The organism is Mesorhizobium sp. M5C.F.Ca.ET.164.01.1.1, from assembly GCF_004792125.1.
GTDB classification, from domain to species: Bacteria; Pseudomonadota; Alphaproteobacteria; order Rhizobiales; family Rhizobiaceae; genus Mesorhizobium; species Mesorhizobium wenxiniae.
In genome coordinates this window covers 8,770-33,880 of sequence record NZ_SRTG01000009.1, presented here as the reverse complement: position 1 = coordinate 33,880, position 25,111 = coordinate 8,770, and the positions used below count along the sequence as shown (strand labels likewise).

Genomic DNA, 25,111 nt, shown 5'->3' with positions numbered 1-25,111 from the left:
CCAGCATGGACCGGCACCGTTTTTCCGCGACCGCGTCGCCTAGGAGTCCACCAGATGCGCGCCTATTAGTCCACTCGGTGGGACCTCTGGGGCGTGGTGAACCAGACCGCTTGCGCCTTGCGTTTCTTGAGGTGACGCTGGGTCGATCTGATCTGCCTGAGCGGATCGATACGCCCGGACGCCGTGCAAGTTGCTGGTCGTGCTGAGCGCCTCTGAGGTGGTCGGCGCAGTGAACGCGACGAGGAACCCGGTCGCTCTGATGCCACAGACGCGGTGGGCTTACGCGCCACGGGGGCGCGTATGCAGGTAACAGAAATCGATAGCAGCCGGATGTCCATTCGCATCGAGCCGGGCAAGCGCGGCGAGGACCGCCATGAGTTGGCGTCGCAGCAGTTGCTGGCTACTGGCGACTTTACGCGTCTCCTGTGCTTGACCAAGGCGGAGCAATGGCTGTTTGCCCGGAGCAATGCGCGCGTCATAGGCCTGACACAGAAGACGGCACATAACGCTCCACAAGAGGACAGCGCTCACAGGCCATAGCTGTAACCAGCTCGTGGGTTCGTGGCTAAAATCGCTCGGTCGCCTTGAAAACGGTGCCCAAAGACATAGCGCTTGGATTACTCGCCTCTCGACAACTTCTAAATCGGGACGCGCTCCCATTCGGCGGGCAGCGCTTCACTAAAGCGCTTTTCTACCCGCGCGGCGAGCAGTGCACTTGCCGCCTCGGCGGCGGAGGTGAGCGGCATGTGTGCGGATGACATGAGGCATGCTGTCAGATGAATTGGCGGATCGATGACGACAGGCCTCAGACCGTCGTAGCCTGGAATGTCCGAGAAATCCCCCTTGGGAACGATCCCACTTGCTACGCCGGCTTTGACCAAGGAGAGCACGCTGCAGAACGTGTCGACCTCTGCCACGCAGTTCGGTATCACTCCGGCCGCTCCAAACGCCCGGTCCAGCGCCTCGCGGATCGTATGCGGCTGCGCTGGCAGTACAAGCGGAATTGCCGCCAGCGTCTCGAGGGACACGGATGTTGCGGAATTTTCTGCGTTGGCAGGCCGGATCAGATAGAGGCGCTGGCGGAACAGCGGTTTGCGGGAAACACCAAGGGTGGGTGTGTCCTCGAAGACCATGCAAACGTCAAGCGCCTGCGATTCCATGAGCGGCCTGATGCGGAGAAAGTCACCGGTAACCAAGCTCAGCGTCACTTTAGGGAGTGCCGTCCTGCAGGCGGCCACCAAGGGGCCGGCGAGGGAGACGGCGAGCGTCGAAGACATGCCTAGCCGCACCGAACCTTCTGGCTCTCCCTCCGTGGAGCGAACGATGCCGGGCAGTCGCTCTACCCGCTGCAAGATGGAGACGGCCTCCCGATAGAAAGCCTTGCCCACTTGAGTGGGGCGAACGCCGCGTGCGCTGCGGTGCAACAGGGTGGCGCCGAGCATGGTTTCAAGGCCAGCGATCTGCTGGCTGAGGGCCGGCTGGGCCACATGAATGGTGGCCGCTGCCCGGCAGAAGCTCCCAGCATCGACGATGCTCACGAAATAGCGGAGGTGGCGTAGTTGCATGGGATAGCCTTGACAAGTTTGAAGAGACGTAGATTGCGCCTGATGCCGCTTGTGGCCGTGGCGGCATCATCTGTGTTTTCAAAGAGGCCGAAAGTGACGCCATTTTGTCTCTGATGTTGATAGGCTCCAATCGACAGCGAGCGAGCTGCTGCTTTGCGATCCGCGGCAACGTACTTCGCGAGAAGATTTGATCGGCGCACTCCAGGCGCGCGAATAAAGGGTGAAATTCTCGTTGAATGCGCCTTCCTGCCCGGCTCGTCTCGCCGCGGGGTCCTAGAACTGCTCAAAGGAAATGCCTGGCATTCAATCCCGCAGCGACAAGGAGCGGCCGGCGCTCTTCGTCTTTTATGAGGACACCGTACTCGTACGTCCTCGACTTGCGCCAATACCCCGGCAGAGTGCATCCGGTCACGAGCACACGGTTCGAACGCCGGCGGTCCAAAGCCTGTGAACGACCCTAATTCGTCTCGCATGACTATCGCTGCGCCATCGAATGCACTTGGACATCACGATGCCATGTTGTGGACTGGGACACCTGCAACCAATCTTTTTCGTGCTGCGATAAAGCACTCCGCAAGATCCAGGCCAAGTTGCGCAGCCGAAAATAGGTGCTCGTTTTTGGCGAGCGTTGTTGCCTTCCCAACAGATTGGCGGATTGTTGACATTGGGCATTTGCTTTCGCGCAAACGAACAGATCAGATGTTCAGCGGGCAAGCAATTTGCCGAGGGCCCGCCACTTACCCTTCAGATCGGTTCCAGTAAGCACCCTACGACTCGGCCCTTCTGCTTCGACTTTGGCGCCGTACTCGTCGGTAGGGCGAAATGGCCAAGATTGCGCGGTAGGGCTAGGAGCGGAACCTTTCCCTCGCGCGAAGGAGACTCTGACGCTGGTTCGTCGCGACCTTCCGCAGACCGATGACCGCTGCGATCTGGAGCGGCCTGAGCGGCGATCAACGGGTTCTATTTGGTCTTGCCGCAGGCTTGCCGCAGGCTTGCCGCGCATGCCGGATCGAGCGGAAAATGGGCGACGGGACATGTCCGGGAAAACTCGGTCAGATTGCTGAGCGGATTCAGCCCGAACGATATGCTGAGTATGTCGCAGACAAATCAACAGCTGCCTGGCGCCGCCAGCCACCGCCGGCGGCTCAAGAAAGGCGACAAGCGGCCATCCCGGTCCAGGTTATCTGGGAGAGGTTGACGCGATGCCAGCCCGGCGCGGATCGCTTTTGCCGCGCTGATGATTCCCGGCGTGATGCAATCACTCGCGCCCAGCTTCAATTTGCCTCACCCAGCGGACCAGGAGGGCTTGGTCGCGCTAGTCCTATGCTTGGCGACCCCGATGAGCGCAACTTAGTCCTGATGGATATCGGACCGGGCTTGGCAGGACTCGAGCCGATCTCCAGGAGCATCTCGTCCTACTTGCCGAGGGACTTGAGCAGCCCTGGGATCGCGCCTCCGCCGTCCGAGCCTTCGGAACAGGTGTGGGGGGTGCGTTCCGTCTCCAGCCGCGTCTCGTCGCCCTTGCCGAGGGACTTGAGACTGGGGAGCGCGCCTCGGCCTTGGAGGCCTCGGTCTTGTCAAATTTCGCCGAGGGGCTTGATCAAGAGCATCGCGCCTCGCCCTCCAAGGCCTCGGCACAGGCGTGGGAGGGCTTGCGCTGGATCGCCAGGAACGGCTTGTCAAGCTCGCCAAGGGGCTTGAGGACCAAGAGCATCGCGCCTGGGCCCTCCGAGGCGGCCTCGGCACAGGCGTGGGAGGGGTTGCGCCGTATCTCCAAGAGCTTCTTTTCAAGCTCGCCGAGGGGTTTGCGTCAAGGCATCGCAGCACGGCTTTATCTGGCCTCGGAGCCGGCGTGGGCGGGACTTGCGCGGAAACCTCAGCGCGGTCTCATCCGCCTCGCGGAGGGACTCGACCAGCCTGCACATCGCGTCGCGGCGCTACGCGGGCTTCCGGGACGGGCTGGCAGGGCTTGAGCCGGACCTCCAGAACCGTCTCGTCCACCTTGCCGATGGCATTGAGGACGCTCATCGCGCCGATGCTCTCGTCGCCCTCGCGGGAGGCGTGGCGGAGCTTACGCTCGAGCTATAATGGCGCATCGCTGCCCTTGCCGACGGCCTCGCCCGGCCGGAGCATCGGGCTCACGGCTTGGCAGCATTGTTGCCTAGGCGGTAAGCGAGATTACGGCTTACCGACGTCTTCAACAGTGCGTGGAATGAGTTGAAAGCCGATCGCAGCTGGATCAGACTACCGGCGACACGTGGACCCTATCGATACTTGTTGCGGGGTTTTTTCGTTGTCCTTCGTCCCGTTGGCTCAACGGCCGCCAGCATTGGTCTCGCTTGCTTCAGTCTCTGGCATGATCTCTCAACGTCATTGCGATCGATGCCAACCGCCAGGACAGCGCAGGCGAAAATCGAGCACCGAATCGCTTTCCGGGATTTCGCGGAATCGCGATCCGCCAATCACGGACAACGAATGGCCGCTCCACATCCGATGCAGGTTCACCGAGAGATTATTATCTTGCTCCCCGCCCTTGTTCCGCACCTGGGCAAAATCCTCCAATTCCAAATCCGCTGCGCGCTTCTCCTCCAGGGTGGCGTCGGTGCGCAAGGCTCGAATGAGATCCTCGAATTTGCTTACCTCGCGCCACGCCTCACGTGCCGCACTATATGCCTCCTCACGTGCCTGCCGAGCCAGGTCGGCTTTTGCCCTAGCCTGTTCGAGGCGCTTTTGCAGCAGCTGCTCGTGCTCACGCAGCGAGATCATCTCCGCGTTCACCTCTTCGAGGTCAATGAGAGCGGCGGCTTCCCCGATTAATGGACCATATAGCGCGGCTTCGCGACGGGTAAGATCTTCGCGCCATCCGTGAAGATCGGTCAAGGCGGTTGCGACAGCCGAGACAGCATTGTCGAGAGTGGTGTGCGTCAAGCGCAGCGCATCTTCGCCCCGGCGGCGCCGCATTGTCTTCAATTCGAGAAGGCGATCTACGGCTCCGGGAATCATGCCAGACACACGGCAAGCTCATCGAGCATTGCGTCGAAGCCGATCTGCTCCTTTGTCGACTGCCGCAAGAAGGTCCGTATGCGATCTATCCTTGCGATCGCTGCATCGGCGAGCGGTTCGGCTCCTTCCCTGTACTCGCCGACGTGTACCAACAGTTCTACCTCATGGTATTTGGCCATCAGCTCCCGTAGCCTGCCCGCCAACCGCTCATGTTCCGACGACACGATAGCGCTCATGACGCGGCTGACACTCGCCAGAACGTCGATAGCGGGATACTGGTTCGACATCGCCAGGGCGCGTGAGAGCACGATATGACCATCAAGGACGGATCGGGTTTCATCGGCCACCGGTTCGGCCATGTCATCGCCCTCCACGAGCACGGTGTAGAAGGCCGTTATGGACCCCCGATGGCTGTTCCCAGCGCGTTCCATAAGCCGCGGCAGGGAGGCGAAAACTGATGGCGGGAAGCCACGCCGTGTCGGCGGCTCACCGGCCGCGAGACCAATCTCCCTTAGCGCACGCGCGAAACGGGTCACCGAATCCATGACAAGGAGCACACGCTGTCCTTGGTCGCGGTACCATTCGGCGATCGTCGTGGCGACATAGGCCGCCTTGGCCCGCTCCGTTGCGGGGCGGTCGGAACTGGCAACGACCAAAACTACTCGTGATCGCGCTTTTGCGCCGACACTGTGTTGGATCAACTCCTGCACCTCCCGGCCGCGCTCGCCGATCATAGCTATCACGATCACGTCGACCGCTGCGCCACGCACCAGCATCGACATCAGGGTACTCTTGCCCCCGCCTGCAGCGGCAAAAATGCCCATGCGCTGTCCCTCGCCGCACGTTAGGAGACCATCGATCGCCCGTATGCCCACAGGAAGAGTCTTGTCGATGATAGGACGGGTTAAGGGATCCGGTGCGTCCCTGTAGACAGGCATGCGGGCTTCCGGAAGCAAGGGCCCCTTGGTGGATGCGTCCAAAGGTCGCCCGAAACCGTCGAGTACGCGCCCGAGCAGGTTCCAGCCGGTCGGAACCATGAGGGGCTTTCCCGTTGGGATCACTTCAGTGAGCGTGGAGAGGCCCTGCATTTCCCCGAGCGGTGTCAGAATGGCGACATCGCACTGCACGCCGACGACTTCCGCCGACAGTTCGAAGTCGTTCTCCGGATTGCGGAGAGTGCAAAGGTCGCCAATGCGGGCGCCCGGCACCATGGCACGGATTACCGTTCCGACGATGTGGAGGACACGTCCGCGGACGCGCATTGTCGACGCCTGTGCAACTGCTCTTCTTGCGCGCTGGAAGAAACGATCGATGTTCTCGTGCTCGGGGGGAATAACGGCGTTCGTCGGCTCGGCTGGCTCGGACATCACTTAGGCTTTTGGAACGTTGCAATTGTCTGGCTTTGCAGAGACTGATAGGCCGCTACGCAGGCCACTTTCAATCGCGGCAAGCTGGCTCTCGATCGTGGCGTCGACCAGTCCGGCATCGGTCTCGAGAATGCATCCGGCATCATTTACGCGCGCGTCGCCAATCAGGTCGACGACGGTGCGCGATGTCGCCGTCGGGAGGATATCGTCCAACCGGTTGCGGATTTCCTCGAGGAGCGACGGTGCCACGCGTAGCCGGACGAGGGAGCTGTGGCCCGCGAATTTCAGACCGCGCAAAGCGATCTGCACCGCCGCCTCCACCGGCTCGACGGTGTCGATGATCCGGCGCGCGATCTGCAGACCCATTTCTATGATCTGCTCCTCATGTTGCGCCATAATCCGCAGAGACTCCGTAGCGATCGCGGTCAAGCGGGCATCGATCGCCGCTTGTGCTGCAGTCATTCCAGCCTGTTTGGCCCTCGCCTCGATCGCTCGGGCGGATGCGCGCGCGGCATCGATGAGCGCACGGGCTTCGCGCCGTGACTGCGTAAGCACTTGCTCGGCATCCACCAGTGCCTGTGCGCTCCCGGCCGACAAGATTCGCCCAGGGCCGAGGATACCGGCCGATGCAGGTGTCAGTTGAACCAGCGCGACCATGTCGGCATCCTCTTACGGACCAGGCGCCGCATCGCATGAAATGCGTCCTCGCCAGCACTGTCGTCACGACAGTTCTCAACCGCCGTCGCCCAGATTGGCGCGGGACGGCGCAAGCCTAGCCGAGTCCGCAGCATTTGCGGAATGTCACCAATCGCCAGACCGAACATCGCCGCGCCGCATTGAACCAAAGCGCTGGGCGCGGGCGGAATGTCAGAAGCACCGAGCGCCGACATCAGTTTGGTAGTCGGTCGCGGTAGAAGTGCGGCTTGCGAAGCGAATGTGACGGCTTCTTCACCGAGGGCCGCGCGAGCCGCTGCGATATCGGTCGTCCGAAGAAGTCCTGTAAGGCCGGATGCACCCACCCAGGCGCCGGCCAGGCGCATGAGGCGCACGGCGTCCGGCGCGGGGAGGAACGCGAGCCGGCTTCGTCGCGCCGCACCGGCGAAAATGATGGCGGACGGTTCATCACTTTGCCCACGAAGGAGCCAGCCTCCAAGCTTAATACGAGTGAACGGGTCCGTCTGGACCTTGTCCAGGGGCATCCATTCGGGCCAACCATGCGCCATTGTGAAATCGAGATCAGCGGCAGGATCGGCAATGCAGCACATCACGGCTCTCGCCCACGGTGCTTCAAGCCATTCATCCGATACTGCTGCTGTTCCGCGGATCACTGATGAATTGTTCAATTTCGGTTAATCTCATTGAGCCGCTATGGCGGAGGTCTGACGGAGGCGACGCCATAACAGGAACCCGAGGACGCCATTGCCGATCAGCAATACCGCTATGCCGCATACAAGCCCGATCACCAGATGGGCTGTGCCGCTGTCTTCTGTCGTGACGACGGCTGTTCTATCGACGGAACGCAATAATGGCTTATTCTGGCTCGCCTGTACGAGCACGACGGAGACTCTTTCATAGGATAGGGCTTCCAAGCTGTTTGCGACGAGCTCCTTGATTTTCGGTACCATCTGATCGACGGTAGTGCCGGGTGCGTAACGGACAAGGACGGCAGCGCTCGACGGCAAGGACTGGTGTCGACCATCACTCGTCTCTTCGGGTGACAACACCACATGGACCCGGGCATTGAGCACGCCATCGAAGACTGACAGGGTCCGCGACAGCTCCTGTGTGATGCCATAAATGTAGCGCACGCGCTCTTCTGTCGGTGATGAGATCATGCCTTCTTTCTTGAAAAGACTACCCATATCGGCGTAGAGGTCGTGAGGCAGTCCGGCGCCGTTCAACAGTTCCATTGCAGTGGGAACATCCTTAATATCTACCGACAATGAGGCGTTGCCGCTGTCGTCCGTGCTTTTTTCGGCATAGATGCCTTGCCTCATGAGCAGTGCGAGCATTTCGTTCGCTTCGTGCGCCGGAAGATTGCGGTACAGCTCGAGCTTCGATCCGCAGCTCCCCAGCGTCAACAACAAGAGAAATGTCGCCAGCCACTTAAGTACGAATGTCACACCCGTCCACCAGCGTAGATCATTGGTTTTTCAGGAAAGTATCCAGGCTTTGCGTGGCCTTGCCGACCACCTTGGCCAGTAGGTCACACTGTAGGGACAAAGCTGAGATCGCGAGCTGTGCATTCAGCCAATCGCCTGAGTGGATTCCTTCCATACCCGCTGTGCTATGAGCGGCTTCGATGGCGTGGGTAAAGCTGGCGCTTAGCTTCTCCATGCTGCTGAGGATGGCGTCTCCCGGTGTGCGGGCGACGCCAGATCCGCGCGCCACCTCGGTCGATTGGTCGATTGCACCGGTCGCTGACCTGTCGTGCTGCGGCGGCAATTCGGGCCGATTGAATTCGGCGCGAAAGGCGTCCAGGGATTCAGTCGATGTTTCCGACACAAATGCAGTGTCCGTTGGCAAAACGGACGTCAGCGCCGCTGGGCTGATGCTGTTCACGTTCATCAAATGTCCCTCTCCACAGCATGTCCGATCGAGTTCTTGCCGATAGCGGCAACGAGTCCATCGACATCGGGATTTCCAACCGTAACCCGCCTGAGCACGGCATCGCACTCGCTGAGCCGTCCGGAAAGATGGAGAGCCAGCGCGCTGAACGCCAACCCATATGCGTCGTTGGTTTCCGAAAGCGGACGGAGCTGCTCAAGCGCTGCCTCGATATTTCCTACCGTCAGATCCGCAATGGCGTAAGCGATAACGGACTCCCTGCTGCCCGGCGCAAGAGCGTCAAGTCCTTTCGCAATCCGCCTGGCCCGCACTACGTCGTTCGAAATGCAAGCCAAGAATGCCGCTTCGGCAAGATTGCGCCGAAAGCCGACCCCAATTTCAGTGCGACTCTCAGATGGCACAGAGGTACACGAACGAGACATCGTATATCGAATTTCCCTTCTCTGGCCAAGTCGCGCGTCATCTTCGGGTGACCATGCCATCTGCTACGGACCGATTCTAACGCGCCTACAGCTTCTTCAAATCGCTCCCGCAACGACCGGCATTCCGTTTCATCCTCAATTTGCACCCGGGACGGCTAATCCACACGCCGGCAGCCACATCAATAAAGGATTTTGCAGACCGGTTGGCACGCAGGAAGACATCATATTTCTCACTGCAATGTTATTCAATAGAGTGCCAGGCGCAAATATAAAGACGATATGCGTCCATACTTTCTGCATATGCGCACTGAACGGGAGAGCATATTCGTCGTCCACATCTCAGCTGGTCGCTTCAATGCCATCATGCCTGCCGATGTATACATATCCATACGATATTGGTCGTTCTGTTTCATTTTGGGTATTGGATCAATAATCCGTGGGCCTATGGCGGTTCAAGGGCCTGGGAACTGGGGCGCAGACGCCATCAAGCCGAATGTGGGCAAGGCTCTCGGCTTGTGGAAGAAGGAAAAGCGAGGGTGGCACCAGCGTCGGCAGACGATGTCCTGTTAGTGGCTTTGGAGTGCTTGTTGAAGAATTCAGATCGTCCTTGCGCCTCGCCCGCGGCTGTAAAGCGCATTGAGCTCACGGTCGACAGAGTCGGGATCGTCTTGGAGGCGACAGGCGTACGATCAGTGCGATTAACCAGCAGGATTGCAAAGACAGTGCCGGACAATGAACTGGAGATCCGTGAATTGCTCGGAGAGAACCTGCTCTTCCGTGTCTCTGTCCAGGTGGCGCTCTGTGCCGATCAAGGCGGTGCTCTGCTGCTTTGGGCTGACATTGATCACGTCGATGGCGATCGGGCGGTTATAAGGGAACAAATGGTGTCATTCTGCAATGCGGCGATCTATTGGAATGGAATTTGCCGCCGCCATCGCAGCATCAACCAGTCGCTGCTCTCCAACGATCAAAACTTTGCGCGCGGGCCCGATGTCAGTTGCCACAACGCTTGCGATTCCGCGCGTGGACGTATGGATGGCAAAGATCTCGATGGGACGATGATGAGTTCGCGGCAAACGATCGCGCAGGTGGAGAGCTTCTTGAGAAAAGGTCGGGAACAACTCGACCGGCAAGCTGAGCTCTTGGGCGACTATGCCATGACCGGCGATGCCATTTCCGCATTTGTTGAGGCTCAAGACGAGAGTTTTCAGCAAGCTTACACATGTGAGCGGCAGGCGGTTCTGAGCGATCGCATGACCCTCACGTCCAATCAGCAGCCAGTACGTGCGCCGCGCGTCAAACCAGTACGGCAGTGGGTCTAAGGCGGTTATGAAGGAGGTAGAGGAGTTAGTGAGGGGCGGTGGAGAAGTGGACACTAATGAGGCTAGACGACTGGCGCGGCTTACCGAAAAGATCATCGCAGGGCGTACGGATTTGGCAGCTGTCATTGGGATCACGGATGACGAACTCGAGGCAGTCTACGCGCTCGGCCATCGCTTCTATTCTTCTGGTAGAAATGGCGAGGCGCTGATCTTCTTTCGTTTTCTATGCATGCACCGGTACACGGACCCGAGATTTTGGTTCGGATTCGGTGCTGCGAGTCAAATGTCCGGCGATTCAGCAAATGCCCTGCGTGCGTATGGATTGGCTGCGCTGCTGAACAAGGAGGATCCGCAGATCCCGCTTTGCGCTGCGAAATGCCTCATCAAGCTCAATCAGCGGGCGGCTGCTGTGAGCGCGCTTGAGAGCGTATTGGAGCTTAGCGGTGGAAAGCCGGAGCATAAGGCTTTCGCTCAGCGCGCGTCGCTGATGCTGCGCCAGCTCAGGTCCGAAGCAGCGCGTAAAGGAGCCTGCGATGCATAAAATGAGCATAACGGAACCAATCGGTGGAATGCGACTTAAAACCAGCGTGCTAACTCAGATCGACGCACCCACCCACAATTTTTCGGTTGGTTTCAGCAAATCGGGCGCTGAACTTGCGCTGCCGCCGGTGTTTGTCGGTGCTCCGGCGTCGCATGCGGCGCCAATGCTGCCCCCACCACGGGCCTTTGATGCGATGGAAGTAGCCGCGAAGTTTCTAGCCCTCAAGATGAAGATGGCCGACGCCCAGACTGCCGCGGGTATGGAGGATGTGCGGCACCGAGGTGAACTGCAGCGGCAGCAGAACGAGAAAATCGCCCGAAAGATCACTGACGCGGCGGAGAAGCTGAGGGAAGCGAAGAAGAGTTCGACCGCCATGAGGATATTTGGATGGATTGCGGTCGCGCTGTCGGTGGTAGTGGCCGTGGTCACCGGCGGGATTTTCGCCTTGTCGGCTGCAGCAGTGGCAGTGACCGTGGGGACCCTGACCGAGACGGGGGTCATCGAAAAGATGACGCAGGCCATTGCGAAGAGCCTGATCGAAGACCTGGGGATGGCGCAGGGTCAGGCCGAGATTTGGGCCACTGTCATTACGGGTTTCATCGTCCTTGCTTCTTCGCTGGCAAGCTTGGGTGCCGGTGCCGTGTCTGGTGGGTGGAATGCGGTGACGAGCATTGCCACGAAGATCACAAGCCGGGGCGATAAGGTGGCGAAGATTGCTATGGCAAGTCAGCGCCTTGCGACAGCGGCTCGGGCGGGCGAAGGTACTGCTTCGTTAGCCGAGTTCTTCGCAGGGGCCGCGAGCGGAATCATCAAGAAGCAGGCGACGGACGTCCGGGCGGAGACGCTGGATATCAGGAAATTCCTCACCAAGCTGGCCCAACTTCAAGAGGACGAAATGGCGCGCATCCAGGAATTGGTCCTCGGCATCAAGACCATGATGCAAAGAGTTGTCGATGCCATCGAGGAGCAGAGTCGGTCCGCGTCAGCCGTCATACGGCATATCGGCTGACGAGCGATCATAGCTGTCCAGGCCCTACCAAAACGCTAGGAGAGTATGCATGCTACACACTGTCGTACAAGCAAACGACATTCGCGGCCCTCGTCTGCCGGGCCGCGATTTGGATGAACATTGGCCCTTTTTGCCTATGTTCGCGACGTCTAATGGCATGGGCGTGAGGTACGGCGAACTGATAACAACACCAGCCGACCTCTTCAAGTTGGCATCGGCCGGTTCGCCAACGCTGGAAGACATCGTCGTCCAAAACAATGGTGCCGAAACCGCTCTGGGAGCACGGCTCGCCTCAGTCGATATATATGCAGTTGGTGCGTTGCTGCACAGCCTCAGTCTGAAGTTCCGGGAATTTGCAAGACTGGACCGGCAGGCCGCGCGTGACTGCGATATTGCGGCACAGGAAGCTGCTGCCAAGGCGCTTCGCGCTTCTGGAATATGTGAGCTGGTCGGCACGCTCCTAACCTCCGCCTTCGCGATAGCCGGTGCGGGCGTCAGTATTATGGGCGCGAGTAAAGCACAGACTCGCTTCGATGCGAAGCTCAGCGGTTTGAACGAAACGGGTTTTCGGGCTCATACGAAGCTGGCCGCAGAGCCATCTCCGAAGGCTAGCCAGCCGCCCCCCGTTGACCAGAACAGGATCTACAGAGCGCTTCGCGCTTCTGGGATACGTGAGCTGGTCGGCACGTTCCTAACCTCCGCCTTCGCGATAGCCGGTGCGCGCGTCAGCACTAAGGGCGCGAGCAAAGCACAGACTCGCCTCGATGCGAAGCTCAGCGGTTCGAAGGAAACGAGTTTCCGGGCTGACCTGCAGCAGCCTGAAGCGAAGCTGGTCCCAGAGCGATCCCCGGAAGCTAGCCAGCCGCCCCCCGTTGACCTGACTAGGATCTACAGAGCGCAGCAAGTCGCCCACGAGACGACCATGATCTGGAGCGGCCTCGCCACGGGCATGACCGAGGTCGGTAAGATCCCAGGTGCCGCCCTCAAAATGGGGGCAACCAGTGAGCAGGAGAAAAAGGCAAAGGTGGAAGCGGAGGGTACCAAGATGCGCTCTCGCGCCGACGACGAGAGTGAATTCAAATCAGCCTATGAAAAGATGATCCAGGACGTTCTGGACAAGCTTTCCGAGATGAGACGCGCGGACGCTGACACGAGGAGCAAGATCGTCAACATGGGGTGAGAGCAGGAACAAGTTAATCTGCGCAGGAAAGGCCAGTGGCAATGTCAAACGTGATACCCCCAAATCAACTTTCTCGCGATGCGTCCAATATCCCCCGGGCCGGGGGCGACTTGAGCGCGTTGGCACTGCTAATTCAGTTAGGGCGGTATAATCTTCTTGAGGATCAAGTTAAAGATGAATTCGAAGAAATGCAGAAGCGGACCGATTGGCTAAAGACCGCGAACTCCGCTCTGGCCGCGCTACGCGCCAACCGGCCTGACGACAAGGGAGTACGGTCGTATGGCGAGTTTGTGGACGCGCACGGCGAGACCCAAAATACCCATCAGTGGATGCTCGCGAACGGCATCGCTATCGAGCAGAAAGCATCCGATACCTCCGGTGTTCAGTCGGACTTCGATGCCGCTATCTCCAACCTGAAGGCGAGCATCGATACCGCAAATAGCGATTCGCACATGGCGCTGATTCGCCTGCAGTCGCTGATGGACAAGTTAAATCAGTGTGTTGAACTCGCGACCAACCTGTTGTCCAAGGATGGCAAAACCAAGGAGAATATTATCGGAAACACCAGGTAAGTATTCGCGGCCTAGCGATCAACTCTGATTCTAGAATATGTAGTTTGTGAATTTAATGGGTGAACGGATGGCCATCGCAGGCAGGAACACTGCATTGATTTGTTTCCCTTGGTTACTGTTGCTTCTAGAGGGGTGCTCCGGCAGTGGTGCGATTGCCGAGCGCGGGGTTTTGCTGAACGCACCGTCCTTCGTCCCGTCTGACTCCGCGGTTTTGGGAGAACGTCGCGGACCGCAGACTAACGGCTTTGAAGTGCTGGGGCAGAGGCAAGCGCGGCCAGTGGCAGCCACAGGGGAACGGAAGCTGCCGGTGGTGTCGGATAGCAGGCGGGTGAGCCTTGACTTTGCGAATGACGACATTCGCCAGGTGGTGCAGGATATCGTAGGTGATGTGATGAGAATGCCCGTTGTCATCGATCCCGGCGTTGGAGGGAAAATGACCCTTCATACAGCACGGCAGGTGCCCGTGAGTGAGGTGCCGCGGCTTCTGGACAAAGCCCTTGCGCCGCACGGCTATGGACTGGCTGCGGGTGATCAAGGAGTGCGGGTGGGGCGCTTGGCTGACCTCCCGGGCGGCATGCAGAGCAGCGTTCAAATCATTCCGGTGCGGTATGTTGATCCGGCTGAGGTCATCGGGGTAATCCGACCGAACTTGCAGAACGGTGTTCATCTCACGCTGGCGCCCGGAGGAAGAGGCATTGTTGTCAGTGGTCCGCCAGGATCCGTGAGTTCTGTGCGGGAACTGGTCGACCTCTTTGATACCGAAGCCATGCTTCACAAATCATTCGCGCTGTATACGCTGTCTCAAGCGAGCCCCGCCGATATTGAGCGAGAACTCAATTTGTTGTTTACGCAAAATGGCCAAGAGAGAGGGCTTGTCCAATTTGCGGCGCTAGAGCGACTGAATGGTATCCTTGTTGTGGCAGAAGATCCTGCAGCTCTCAAGCAAGTCCGCCAGGCGATCGCAAGACTGGATAGTGCGTCGGAGGCGTCGGCAAACATTCACGTGCGTCCACTGCTCTACCGGCGGGCTTCGGAAGCGGCGCATGTGCTGGCGCAAACGTTCGGCGCTGAGGCGCCCAGTGCTGTCCCGCCTGCACAGCCCGCGGGAATGTTCGGCAACCTCTCGCTGGGAAGCGGCGTATCCAATCGAGCCAGCCTGCCGGTCAATGTGCCAGGTCTGACGGCCGAAACGCCAGATGCGACCGTCTCAAGGTCGCACCCAGTGGACCAAACGGAAATGTCGGCGAACCGTCTTGGCCTCTCGGCGCCGGTGCGGATCCAGGAGGACCCAGGACAGAACGCGCTCGTAGTGCTCGCAGCACCGCACGACTACAAGATCGTGGAGGCCGCGATCCTTCAACTCGATGTCAAGCCTCGACAGGTTCTCATCCAAGCTATCGTCGCCGAGGTGCGGCTGAACAATGGTCTGCGCTACGGCGTGGACTATCTTCTCTCCACCAAGAGCTTGGGAGCAGTTCCAAATGGTCTGTCGTATGTGTTCCCCAACACGGACGTCAACATTGTGTTACATGGGCTGAGCGCACTTGGGGAGGTCGAGGTTGTATCCGCGCCGCGCATTCTTGCGGTCAACAATCAAACCGCCACGATCCAGGTGGGCGATCAGATCCCGATCCTCGGCCGATCATCGCAATCTATCGCAAGCGGAAACTCACCCATCATGAGCGATGTCGAGATGCGCGACACAGGGGTGATCTTGGCTGTTACGCCCAGAATTGGTGCCGGTGGTAGTATAACACTCGACACGTTTCAGGAGGTCAGCACCGGCAACAGGAACACGCTTACCAATGTTCAATCACCGGTGATTTCGTTGCGCCGCCTCCGGAGTACCGTATCGATGCGAAACGGCGACACGATCGCTATCGGCGGATTGATGCAAGATAGCACCAACCAAGCCAATTCCGGGGTCCCTGTGCTGAAGGACATTCCGCTTTTAGGGGGACTGTTCCGCAGCACGGAATACGGCAAGGAACGGACTGAGCTCTTGATATTGCTCAACGCCCGCGTGGTTGACAGTGACGCCGACGCAAGAGCGCTGACGCAGGAGCTGCGTGAAAAGTTCGAGTCGCTGGCCCCCGACCTGGGCCGCCGGCTAACGCCGTCAGCTCAGCCGCAACGGCCGGTCCCAAGGCGACGGTGAAATGGGAGCAGCAGTGCTCTGATGATGTGGACCAGCAGCAGGGACGAACTCGTCGCCAACAGACGCTATGGGAGGCAAAGCTCCGCGTCCTCTCGACGGAAACCCGCGCGTCACTATGACGGGTATCGGTCGACTTGGCAGCGCGTACAGTTGGCAAGCCAGAGTCGTCAGCGGCGCGGAGGACACAGGTGGGTCCAGCGGTCCTGCCTCTGGAGAGGCTGGCCCACGGTCCAATTCGCCCATGGATCGGACGCGCTCGGAGCTTGAACATCCAGAGGGTGGGCGCGTCCGCACCAGTGATTTCCTGCACGACGCGTCTCCGTCGACTGTGAACAATCTTGATCGCTGAGTGGCAAGCTGCTTCGGCCGGTTCAGGAACGCGGCGATCAAGAGCCACAAAAACGCCTTCAGCCACCTGAGCAGGAGGGAGAAGTTGTAACCGGCTACGGCCAGGATGGCGTTGATCGCATCGCCTTGGGTGTGAGCGAGGTAATTGCGGCCCATTCTGTGTTCGTTCTTGATGTGGCCGATCACCGGCTCGACGGCCGATCGCCGCCGCATCTGGCGCTTGATGGCCGGTGTCACGCGGCGCTTTTGACCAGCGGTGGAGACCCTGAACTTATGGCTTTGCGGCGCGTTGTGGCCGCGATAACCGGCGTCGGCGAGAACGCGGCTGATCTCGTTGCCGATGGTCTTTTCCATGTCAGGGATGATCGCTGCGAGCGTGTGGCCGTCATAGGGATTGCCGGGCAGCGCTTTTGCAAGCAGGGCGAACTGGCCACCCTTTGAGCGCTTCAGCGTGGTGGCCACCGACACCTCCCCCCGAACTCGTAGGGCGCCTGAGCGCCCTCGCCGATGCATTCCACCTCGTGCGCATGCAGGCTGTAGATTTTGCGGCCGCGCTGGCGCTGACGCTGCTCGAGAACGGTGGAGGCCTGGTAGAGCGACCGTTTGAAGAGCGCGCCCAGTTCCGCATCGCCGGCGATCTGGCGGGAGATGTCGCGAATGGTCCGGCCGAGATAGGTCTTGAGCCTGCGCAGCGCCTTGCTGGCCCGCTTGAACTGCTTGGCGTGCGCATAGCGCTGGTGCTTGATCAGCGCCAGCTTGCCGACCCGCACATAGGTCTGGCGCAAATCCAGCCCCGCCTGTTTGGCCAGCCGCACCAGCCGCTCGCGGGCGCGGTGGATGAGCTTGGCGTCGGTCGGGAACATCACGTTCTTCGGCTGCACGGTCGTGTCCACGATCACTTGGCGCGTGTCGGTCGGCTTCATCGCCCCGGTCTTGACTGCAATGCTGAGGCTTTCCTGCAAAACGCGACGATCCGCTCCTCGCCCATGCGGCTGCGCCAGCGCGTCAATCGACGAGCGGTCGAACGGCAGTGCGTGGCGGACGAACTCTTCGCCGCACAGATACTGGAAGTAGGGGTTTTCCACCCAGCGCTCGCACAGCACCTCGTCTGACAGGTTGAAGGTGTGCTTGAGGGTCGCCAGCCCCGCCATCAGCCGGGTCGGCAGCGGCGGCATGCCGGGACCGTCCGAATCGACCGCACCGAAGCGCAGCGCGACAGAAACCCGTACGGGGAGGAAAAATCCCGGCCGGCAGGCGATCCATCGCTGGTCCCCGGCCTTCGCCGTGGCAGGCTCGAGCGACAGGCCGCCGCGCGGCATGACGCAGTGGACATGCGGATGATGGTGGAGATTTTGACCCCAAGTATGAAGCACGGCGACCACGCCGATCTCGGCGCCCAGATGCCTAGGATAGGCCGCCGCCACCCTCAAGGCCTCGGATGCGGCCTTGACAGGATCGCATAGACCGCCGCCTTGTTCTGGAAGGCGATCTCAGCGATCTGGGCCGGGACGGGGAAGACCACGTGGAAGTATGGGACCGGCAGCAGCTCAGCCTACCGCCGGCTAGCCACTGGGCGCGAGCCAGGCCCTGGCACTTAGGGCAGTGGCGGTTACGGCAGCTAATGAGCGTCGCCCATGACCTGCACTATGGGCAGATCTAGTAATGGGGAGCTGGCAGCGACTTGATCGCGCTCTTGTGTGTGCCGCCGCCAACCCGGCTCACCAATACGAAGGGCGCTTGAGGAGCGCGATGAGCTGTCGGACGGCTGGAACGCGACGCGCCGCAGAAGCGGTGGAACGATCGATTCCATGGCGTCGAGCTTCTCTGTCGGATCACCACGCGTGTAGATTTCAGTGGTCGTCAGAGTGGCATGTCCCAACCAGCGACACTTTACGGATGTCCTGCGTTGCTTGCAGGATGATCATCGCGCATGTGTGCCCGAGCACGTGAGGCGAGATCGTTTCTTGTCGAGGCCAGGATGCGCTCGAGCGACGGTCGCTGCATGCTGTTTGAGCAGATAGGCGAAGCCCCATCGGCTCAGCGGCACTCCCCGGGCGCTGATGAACACCTCGGGCGCTGCGACCCGCCCGCGAACGGCGAGTCAGGCGCGCAGGGCTGCGGCCGTGGTCTTCCACAAGGGAAGCTGTCCGTTCCCGCCGTCCCTTGCCCAGGACACGAATGCTCATCGACGACAGGTCGATGTCCTCGAGCTTCAACCCCGTCACACGCGAGACCCCACAAACCGCCAGATGCAGCATGGCCCGGTCGCGGATGCCATCGCGCGTGCCGGGATCGGGGGCATCGAGCACCGCTTGCAGCTCCTCCCGTGTTTGGACTGGGGACCAGACGCCGATCCGTCTTCTTGAATGGGATCGCCAGGACGCAGCGGATATGCTCCAGGGCTGCCGGCTGCCTGTATTCGAGGAAGCGGAAGAAGGACTTGATGGCCGCCAGCCGGACATTGCGCGTCACCGGCGCGTTTTTGCGCTTGTCCTCGAGATACTCCAGGAAAGCTCTGATGAGACCGGCGTCGAGTTGCTCCAGCGTCAGCGCCGATGGCGAGACCTTCAGCCTCTTTGCAGCGAACGTGAAGAGCAGCTGGAAGCTCAGCGCATAGGAGTCGTGCGGATTCCGACGTGAAGCCGGCCGCCATTCCGATCAGACACCGCCCACCATTCCGGTATGAAGCCGGCCACCATTCCAACCAAAGACCGGCCGGTTTCGGCACTGAAGATTACCTCCTGGGTCAGCAATTTTGGCATCAATTACCTCGCGATGAACGAGGACAATTTTGATGCCGGCAAAGAGAAGGCTGACCATGAGACAGTTGAGACAAATGCTTCGGCTTGCCGGAAGCGGGACCAGCTCCCGCGAGATTGCGGTCGTGCTGGGAATAGCACGCAGTACGGTGCAGGATAATCTGCGGCGCGCAGCGGCAATCGGGTTGAGCTGGCCCCTGCCGGGCGAGCTAACCGATGACGCGCTTGAGAACAAACTCTTCGCTCGCAATGGCGTCAAACAGCGCACGCGGCGGCGCGCAGAGCCGAACTGGGCCGATCTTGCCGTCGAGCTCAAGAAGCCGGGCGTCACGCTCCTCATCTTGTGGGAGGAGTATCGAGGAAGTCATCCCGACGGATATGGCTATAGCCGGTTCTGCGAGCTCTTTCGCAGCTTCGAACAGCGGCTTTCGCCGACGATGCGCCAGGAACACGCCGCCGGCGACAAGGTCTTCGTCGACTATTCCGCAAGAAGATCCCGATCCTTGATCGAGACACCGGCGAGATCCGTGAGGCGGAGATCTTCGTGGCAGTGCTGGGTGCGTCCAGCTTCACCTATGCCGAAGCAACCTGGACCCAGACACTGCCTGATTGGATTGGTTCACACATCAGGATGTTTCGTTTCTTTGATGGCGTTCCCCGACTGATCGTCCCCGACAATCTGAAGTCGGGTGTCAGCGCGCCAGCTTCTACGATCCGAGATTAATCGCAGCTACGGCATGATGGCATCCCATTATGGCGGCGGGGTTCTTCCGGCACGGCCGCGACGGAACGGCGTGCGTTTCGCCCAGTCATGCATTCTGGGGCGGCTGCGCAACCAGACCTTCTTCTCGCTGGCCGAGGCCAATGCCGCTATTCGCCAGGCACTCGATCGCATCAATGATCACGTCATGCGTCGGCTGGGCGTCAGTCGCCGGCAATTGTTTGAGAGCGTCGAGCGTGCTGCGCTCGCAAGCCTGCCGAGCAAAGACTACGAATTCGCCGAGTGGCGTTTGGCCCGCGTTTCGACGGATTACCACGTCGAGTTCAAGACCTTCTTTTATTCCGTACCGCACAGCCTCATTCGCCAGCAAGTCGATCTGAGAGCAACGGCACGCATCGAGATCTTCCACCGCGGCAAGCGCATTGCCGTCCATCAGCGCCGCTATGGCGGCCCTCGTCATGGGACGGATCCGGATCATATGCCCAGCTCCCACCGGCGATATGCCGAGTGGACGCCGGATCGTTTCCGTCGCTGGGCCGCATCCGTCGGGCCGAGACGGAAGGCTTGGTTGTCGCAATCCTCGCCAGTCGCCCACATCCTGAACAAGGCTTTCGGACATGCCTGGGTGTCCTTCGCCTGTTTCGAGATATCCCACACGATCGCGCCGAAGCCGTGTCAGCCCGCGCTGTCGAGATCGGTGGGCTGAACTGCAAGAGAATCGCCTCGCTTATCGCCAATCACAAGGCCGCAAGGCATTCCACCATCCGGCTGCGCGAATTCGGCCTTCATGGCATGGCCACCGCCTTCCAGGAGCCCGACGCACAATCCGAAGCACGCGGCCTCGAGTATGGCGAATGGCTTGCCATGCTGCTCGAGCGCGAGGCTACCATGCGCCGCCAGAAGCGTTTCGAAGCCCGCGCCAGGGCTGCCAAACTTCGCCATGACGCACAAATCGAGAATGCCGACTTTCGCGCCGCACGCGGTCTCGATCGCAATCTGTTCATGGCGCTCGCCGGCTGCGACTGTATCAGAAAGCATCACAGCCTTCTCATCACCGGGCCGGCGGGCGTCGGCAAGAGCTGGCTGGCCTGTGCCCTTGGCCACAAAGCTTGCCGAGAGGATTTCTCCGTCGCCTATCCCCGGCTGTTTGCAACGCTTGCCCTCGCGAGAGGAGACGGACGTTATGGCCGGATCCTCAAGAAACTCGCCAAAACCGACCTTCTCATTCTCGATGACTGGGGACCGGAAAAACTCAATGATGACCAGCGGCGTGATGGGCTTGAGATCATTGAAGACCGCTACGAACGCCGATCAACAATCGTCACCAGCCAGTTGCCTCTGGATCGCTGGTACGAGATCATTGCAAGCCCAACTCTGGCCGATGCCATCCTGGACGGCCTCGTTCACAACGCCTATCGCATCGATCTCACCGGTGAAAGCATGCGAAAACAGCGCTCGCCAAGAGCCTCTGAAACAGCGCAAGCTTGACCTGAAACGAAACCCAACCCAAACGAGACCCAGGATCAGTCCGAAAAATGGCCGGCTTCAAATCGGAACACCGGCCGGAATGAAATCGGAATGACTGGCCGGCTTCAAATCGGAATCGATGGCCGGCTTCGTCGGAATACGCAGGAGTCGCGCGTATGCCGACTGGCGCCCCGCTGGCACGAATGATGAGGCGGCCTGACTATTTAGCGACCACCGGATTTGCAAATACTGCAGTTACCGCAGGGAAGCCGAGCGGAACGTCGTAGGAGGAGCATTCACTTGGGGATCCCTGCAACCAAGCCTTTTTCGTGCTGCGAAGCACGCCGCAAGATCCAGGCCAGTTTGCGCAGCGAGAACATGCGCGTCCGTTTTGCTGGACGTGGTTGCCTTCGCAACAAATTGGCGGATGGTTGACATTCGGCTGTCTGCTTCGGACAAAGAAGAGCCATCAGGATTCCGCGAGCTCACCGCATGGTTTTCGGCACAAGTTCATCAGCGGCCTTGCACGCAATGACCAGGGAATATCCCTGGCGGCAAGAGCAGAGTTGCTCGGCAACAGTCCTCAGTCACCACCTGGATCCCTCCCAGACTCGCGACACGCGCCCCGCTGGCTGAGCTGGCAGGTTCCACCCTCTCGGCACGGAAGGGCTGAGATCAATGTCGGTCGTTCAAGTGGCGCATCATTTGCACATCAGGATATGCCTGCAACAAACCAGGCACCCGATGGGCCATGATTCCCGATGGGCATAATAGTCGTTGATCCGTAAGGGGTGAATCATGAGGAACATTGACGTGCGTGGCAAGGCGCCCATGCCGTTTGCTAGCGCCATGGACCGTGATACCACGGACGATCCTCCCGCCGGGCCGCTTGTTCGGCTTGAAGAAGCCGGCGGAGCATCCAGCTCTGTGGTGGAGCAGACGCGCTCTGAGTTTCAAGCCCCACGCGCGAGGGAGGAGCAACCCAGCAGTATCCTTTCTCTATTGTTTGAACAAGGTGACACAGCGGAGAGGCTTATCCCGATCGACCTTCTGAGCTTGACGCAATCAAGTCCTGAACTGCGTGCTGTCGTCCAGCTAACTCCGGCATATCAAGAAAGGTATCAAAGGGCCGTCCGAGTTCAGGCCATCTGGAACAGGTTGACGGAACAGCAATCCGGAGCAAATCCCTCGGCTGGGCTGATGTATTCCGGCGTGATCCAATCACTGGCGCACAATTTCAATTGCCTCCTAAGTGCGCAGAAGGTAGCTCTCGTCGCCCTAGTCGAGGGGCTTGACGACCCTGAGATGCGCAACTCGGCCCTGGAGGAGATCGGAGCCGATTTGGCTGGCCTCCCGCCCGAGCTGCAGCAGCGTCTCGTCGCCCTCGCCGAGGGACTTGAAGACGCCGAAGATTGCGTCTTCGTCCTACGGGGCTTCGGAACAGGCGTGGCAGGGCTTGCTCCCGAGCTGCAGCAGCGTCTCCTGGTCCTCGCCGACGGCATTGACGAACCAAACTATCGCGCCTTGGCCCTCAGCGCCCTCGGAGCAGGCGTCACTGGGCTTACGCCCGAGTTGCAGCAGCGTCTCGTCGTCCTCGTCGAGAGGCTCGACAACCCGGGGCATCGCGCCTCGGTCCTCGAGGTCCTTGGAGCCGGCGTGGCGGGGCTTCGCCCGCGCTCCAGCTGCGTCTCGTCGTCCTTGCCGAGGGACTTGACCCCTTGCATCGCTCCCGAGCTCTGGAGGGCCCTGCAGCAGCGCCTCGTCGCCCTCGCCGAGGGACTCGGTGAGCCCGAAGATGGCGCCAGGGCCCTACGCGGCTTCGGAGCAGGCTTGACAGGGCTTGCGCCCGAGCCCCAGCAGCGCCTCGTGGCTCTCGCAGAGGGGCTCGACCAGCCCTGGAATCGCGCCTCGGCGTTGGTGGCCCTCGGAATAGGCGTCACAGGGCTTGCGCCCGAGCTGCAGCAGCGTCTCCTGGTCCTCGCCGACGGCATTCACGAACCAAACTATCACGCCTTCGCCCTCAGCGCGCTCGGAATAGGCGTCACAGGGCAGGCGCCCGAGTTGCAGCAGCCTCTCGGCGTCCTCGCCGAGAGGCTCGACAACCCCGGGCATCGCGCTTTGGCCCTCGAGGTTCTTGGAGCCGGCGTGGCAGTTTTTGCGCCCGAGCTGCAGCAGCGTCTCGTCGTCCTCGCCGAGGGACTTGACGGCGCCAATCGCGCCTCGGCCCTACGGGGCCTCGGAGCCGGCGTACCAAGGCTTGCGCCCGAACTGCAGCAGCGTCTCGCCGTCTTGGCCGAGAGCATCGACGACCCCGAGTATCTCGTAATGGCTCTAGCAGGCCTCCGGCAAGGCTTGGCGGGCCTTGCCCCCGAGCTACAAAGGCGCATCGCTGCCCTTGCCGACGGACTTGACGAGCCGGAGTATCGGGCTCGCGCCCTGGCAGCACTATTGCCCTAAGACAGGCGGAAGAACGGGTTACGGCTTACGGATCGCCTTCAAGGCCTGTTGAACACGCGGAGGCCGATCGCAGGAGATAAGAATCTGTCGGGCTTGAAGGCGGCAACATTATCGAGGATGGCGACGTGATGATCAATGACCCCTCTGACAATCCGTTCGATGTCGTGCCCGCAACTGTTGAGGCTGCATCATGGGCTTTGCTAGAGGAGCGGTGAGATGCGAATCGGGAATAACCAACTTAACGGCTTTTCGGCGTTAGACCGGCGCCTCGTGACGGGCTGGCAGAGGCTCCGAGCGCCGTGACTGCGTTCCACGAAGCGCATCAACTTGCTGTGTTTCATTCCCGGAGTGCGGCACCCTCACCTGCGAAGAATCCAGCACAGCAGAAAGGTGGTGAGGAAAAGGATGGTGAGGGTGCGCCAGGCGGAACGGGCGACGGATCAAACTATTTCGCGCGGGCGGTGAAGTACGGCCTGTGCCTCGCGGGCGCGGGCTGCGCCTACGATAAGATCGCCAACGATTTTCCCCTTTCCACCACCTCGCTACATGATGGGAGAAAGGGCTTTACCAGCAACCAACGGCTTAGGACCGCCCAGGCGAAGGCGAGGGAATATTACACGCGCTATCACGGCGCCAGCCCCGATGCTAAGCGTTTGAATGGGCGTCCCCTCATTCCAATCCGCATTTTCGGGGACAACCAGTTCGTAGCTATGATCGACTACCGGGCGGCGACCCGCGTCCACGTCGCGCGCTTGGCGGATTCTGCCAATGCTCGCCGGTCAATCATTCTGAACCTAGCCTGCATGAAGGGCCATCTTGTGAAGGACGAGTGCGTGTCTAAGTACCGACCGCCTCAGGTGCCGAAAGATCCGGACCTGACGCAGAGTCCGCTATACGACAAAAAGAACAAGTACGCGCTGACCGGTGTGCTCAATGACGATACCGGCGCGTACGGCTACACCTCGAGATCGGCCACTCGGCCTTTCGTGAACAAGGGCGCGGAGCATTTCCGGAATACCTTGCAAAGCAAAAAGGGGCTAACTTTCAAGCAATGCACCGAGACGCTCGAGTCGCTGCTCGATCAGGATCGTGCACTTGGCGAAGAGGCCCAGTTCGCGGCCGGCCAGGCCATCCTAAACTTCAGGCAAGTCTATGCTTCTGAAGCGCACTGGGGAAATGCCGAGAAGGTCGTGATGAAAACCCTCGCCGAACATGGTTTTCTGTCACTGGCGGAAACCGAGAAGCTGGACGCGTCTCTGATGTTCGAGGATCCGCATAAAAACAAGCTGAAGCGCAACACCAGCTTGGTGGGGCCGTGGCTGCATAAACTCGACACCCGGCTTCAGGAGAGGCTATCAGGTTACCATCCCGCGGTCATCGAGGACCTGAATCGCGGGGAAATCGAAGACATGAAAAACCTGCCCCTCACTCACTTCAAATTGAATGAGAAAGGCAACGGATTCGAGGATTGCTCAGGCCTCGGTGACTCGTTCACATGCGCCAACGCCGTCGCCTGCATCAACCATGCGCGCTTAATGAGCGGACAGCAATGTCTCTCAAAGGAAGAGGTCATTGTCATTATAGCGTGCCTCAACGCAGTCTACGACGACACGAGCTCGATCCGGCATACGCTCCATGAGATAGCGCGTGGC

Annotated in this window: 21 protein-coding genes and 2 pseudogenes; 12 read left to right on the top strand and 11 right to left on the bottom strand. The window is 60.1% G+C overall.

Annotation, left to right across the window (positions count from 1 at the left end; genetic code table 11):
• The first annotated feature begins 300 nt into the window (after nucleotides 1-300).
• Nucleotides 301-540 carry a hypothetical protein gene (locus tag EN807_RS29460; protein ID WP_135937731.1) on the top strand — a complete coding sequence of 80 codons (240 nt, stop codon included), beginning with the start codon at nucleotides 301-303 and terminating at the stop codon, nucleotides 538-540.
• Nucleotides 541-638: 98 nt separating this feature from the next.
• On the opposite strand, the gene EN807_RS29455 is transcribed toward EN807_RS29460, so the two are convergent.
• The 8 genes from EN807_RS29455 to EN807_RS29420 all read right to left on the bottom strand — a co-directional run bounded on the left by EN807_RS29455 (nucleotide 639) and on the right by EN807_RS29420 (nucleotide 8,985).
• Entirely contained in the window at nucleotides 639-1,565 is a 927-nt protein-coding gene (locus tag EN807_RS29455; protein ID WP_127208147.1) for a LysR substrate-binding domain-containing protein, read from the bottom strand.
• Between the two features lie 2,370 nt (nucleotides 1,566-3,935).
• A complete protein-coding gene (locus tag EN807_RS29450; RefSeq protein ID WP_245485565.1) occupies nucleotides 3,936-4,568 on the bottom strand; it encodes a YscO family type III secretion system apparatus protein in 633 nt (210 codons plus the stop codon).
• Entirely contained in the window at nucleotides 4,565-5,935 is a 1,371-nt protein-coding gene (gene sctN, locus EN807_RS29445; RefSeq protein ID WP_127208149.1) for a type III secretion system ATPase SctN, read from the bottom strand. The genes EN807_RS29450 and sctN overlap by 4 nt, the downstream gene beginning before the upstream one ends.
• A gap of 3 nt (nucleotides 5,936-5,938) precedes the next feature.
• Nucleotides 5,939-6,592: a FliH/SctL family protein gene (locus EN807_RS29440; protein WP_135937730.1), complete on the bottom strand. Its 654-nt coding sequence runs from the start codon at nucleotides 6,590-6,592 to the stop codon at nucleotides 5,939-5,941.
• Nucleotides 6,571-7,278 (bottom strand): hypothetical protein, encoded by a 708-nt coding sequence (locus EN807_RS29435; RefSeq protein WP_127208151.1) that lies wholly within the window; start codon nucleotides 7,276-7,278, stop codon nucleotides 6,571-6,573. Before EN807_RS29435 ends, EN807_RS29440 begins: the two co-directional genes overlap by 22 nt.
• Nucleotides 7,279-7,290: 12 nt before the next feature.
• Entirely contained in the window at nucleotides 7,291-8,058 is a 768-nt protein-coding gene (gene sctJ, locus EN807_RS29430) for a type III secretion inner membrane ring lipoprotein SctJ (RefSeq protein ID WP_127208152.1), read from the bottom strand.
• 19 nt (nucleotides 8,059-8,077) lie between these two features.
• On the bottom strand, nucleotides 8,078-8,503 hold the full coding sequence (sctI, locus tag EN807_RS29425) for a type III secretion system inner rod subunit SctI (RefSeq protein WP_127208153.1): 426 nt from the start codon (nucleotides 8,501-8,503) through the stop codon (nucleotides 8,078-8,080).
• Nucleotides 8,503-8,985 (bottom strand): hypothetical protein, encoded by a 483-nt coding sequence (locus EN807_RS29420; RefSeq protein ID WP_135937729.1) that lies wholly within the window; start codon nucleotides 8,983-8,985, stop codon nucleotides 8,503-8,505. The genes sctI and EN807_RS29420 overlap by 1 nt, the downstream gene beginning before the upstream one ends.
• Before the next feature lie 662 nt (nucleotides 8,986-9,647).
• On the opposite strand from EN807_RS29420, the gene EN807_RS29415 reads away from it, so the two are divergent.
• From EN807_RS29415 to EN807_RS29390, 6 genes are all read left to right on the top strand, one after another.
• Nucleotides 9,648-10,247, top strand: coding sequence for a hypothetical protein (locus EN807_RS29415; protein WP_127208154.1), 600 nt, complete (start codon nucleotides 9,648-9,650; stop codon nucleotides 10,245-10,247).
• A gap of 46 nt (nucleotides 10,248-10,293) precedes the next feature.
• On the top strand, nucleotides 10,294-10,788 hold the full coding sequence (locus EN807_RS29410) for a SycD/LcrH family type III secretion system chaperone (RefSeq protein ID WP_189522611.1): 495 nt from the start codon (nucleotides 10,294-10,296) through the stop codon (nucleotides 10,786-10,788).
• Entirely contained in the window at nucleotides 10,781-11,797 is a 1,017-nt protein-coding gene (gene sctE / locus EN807_RS29405) for a type III secretion system translocon subunit SctE (RefSeq protein WP_127208156.1), read from the top strand. The genes EN807_RS29410 and sctE overlap by 8 nt, the downstream gene beginning before the upstream one ends.
• A 49-nt stretch (nucleotides 11,798-11,846) precedes the next feature.
• Entirely contained in the window at nucleotides 11,847-12,977 is a 1,131-nt protein-coding gene (sctB, locus tag EN807_RS29400; RefSeq protein WP_127208157.1) for a type III secretion system translocon subunit SctB, read from the top strand.
• A gap of 35 nt (nucleotides 12,978-13,012) precedes the next feature.
• Nucleotides 13,013-13,549, top strand: a complete 537-nt coding sequence (locus EN807_RS29395) for a hypothetical protein (protein ID WP_127208158.1) — start codon at nucleotides 13,013-13,015, stop codon at nucleotides 13,547-13,549.
• A 67-nt stretch (nucleotides 13,550-13,616) separates the two neighbouring features.
• Entirely contained in the window at nucleotides 13,617-15,707 is a 2,091-nt protein-coding gene (locus tag EN807_RS29390; protein ID WP_164759448.1) for a secretin N-terminal domain-containing protein, read from the top strand.
• Nucleotides 15,708-16,094: 387 nt separating this feature from the next.
• Here the strand turns inward: EN807_RS29390 and EN807_RS29385 are convergent.
• From EN807_RS29385 to EN807_RS36830, 3 genes and pseudogenes are all read right to left on the bottom strand, one after another.
• Nucleotides 16,095-17,263 (bottom strand): annotated as a pseudogene (locus EN807_RS29385) (IS5 family transposase); the annotation flags it as partial.
• Between the two features lie 12 nt (nucleotides 17,264-17,275).
• A pseudogene (locus EN807_RS29380) lies at nucleotides 17,276-17,675 on the bottom strand (transposase zinc-binding domain-containing protein); the annotation flags it as partial.
• Nucleotides 17,676-18,092: 417 nt separating this feature from the next.
• Entirely contained in the window at nucleotides 18,093-18,563 is a 471-nt protein-coding gene (locus EN807_RS36830; RefSeq protein ID WP_245485563.1) for a hypothetical protein, read from the bottom strand.
• 328 nt (nucleotides 18,564-18,891) lie between these two features.
• On the opposite strand from EN807_RS36830, the gene EN807_RS36825 reads away from it, so the two are divergent.
• The 5 genes from EN807_RS36825 to xopAG form a co-directional block, all read left to right on the top strand.
• Nucleotides 18,892-19,479: a hypothetical protein gene (locus EN807_RS36825; protein WP_246684429.1), complete on the top strand. Its 588-nt coding sequence runs from the start codon at nucleotides 18,892-18,894 to the stop codon at nucleotides 19,477-19,479.
• Between the two features lie 72 nt (nucleotides 19,480-19,551).
• Nucleotides 19,552-20,241 (top strand): hypothetical protein, encoded by a 690-nt coding sequence (locus EN807_RS36820; RefSeq protein WP_245485561.1) that lies wholly within the window; start codon nucleotides 19,552-19,554, stop codon nucleotides 20,239-20,241.
• Nucleotides 20,242-20,264: 23 nt separating this feature from the next.
• Complete coding sequence (gene istB, locus EN807_RS29365; RefSeq protein WP_281033691.1) at nucleotides 20,265-21,023, top strand: IS21-like element helper ATPase IstB; 759 nt, start codon at nucleotides 20,265-20,267, stop codon at nucleotides 21,021-21,023.
• A 1,179-nt stretch (nucleotides 21,024-22,202) separates the two neighbouring features.
• Nucleotides 22,203-23,459 carry a hypothetical protein gene (locus EN807_RS29360; protein WP_135937728.1) on the top strand — a complete coding sequence of 419 codons (1,257 nt, stop codon included), beginning with the start codon at nucleotides 22,203-22,205 and terminating at the stop codon, nucleotides 23,457-23,459.
• Between the two features lie 299 nt (nucleotides 23,460-23,758).
• Nucleotides 23,759-25,111, top strand: a 1,353-nt coding sequence (gene xopAG, locus EN807_RS29355) for a XopAG/AvrGf1 family type III secretion system effector (RefSeq protein WP_189522610.1), incomplete at its 3' end; no start/stop codon positions are given.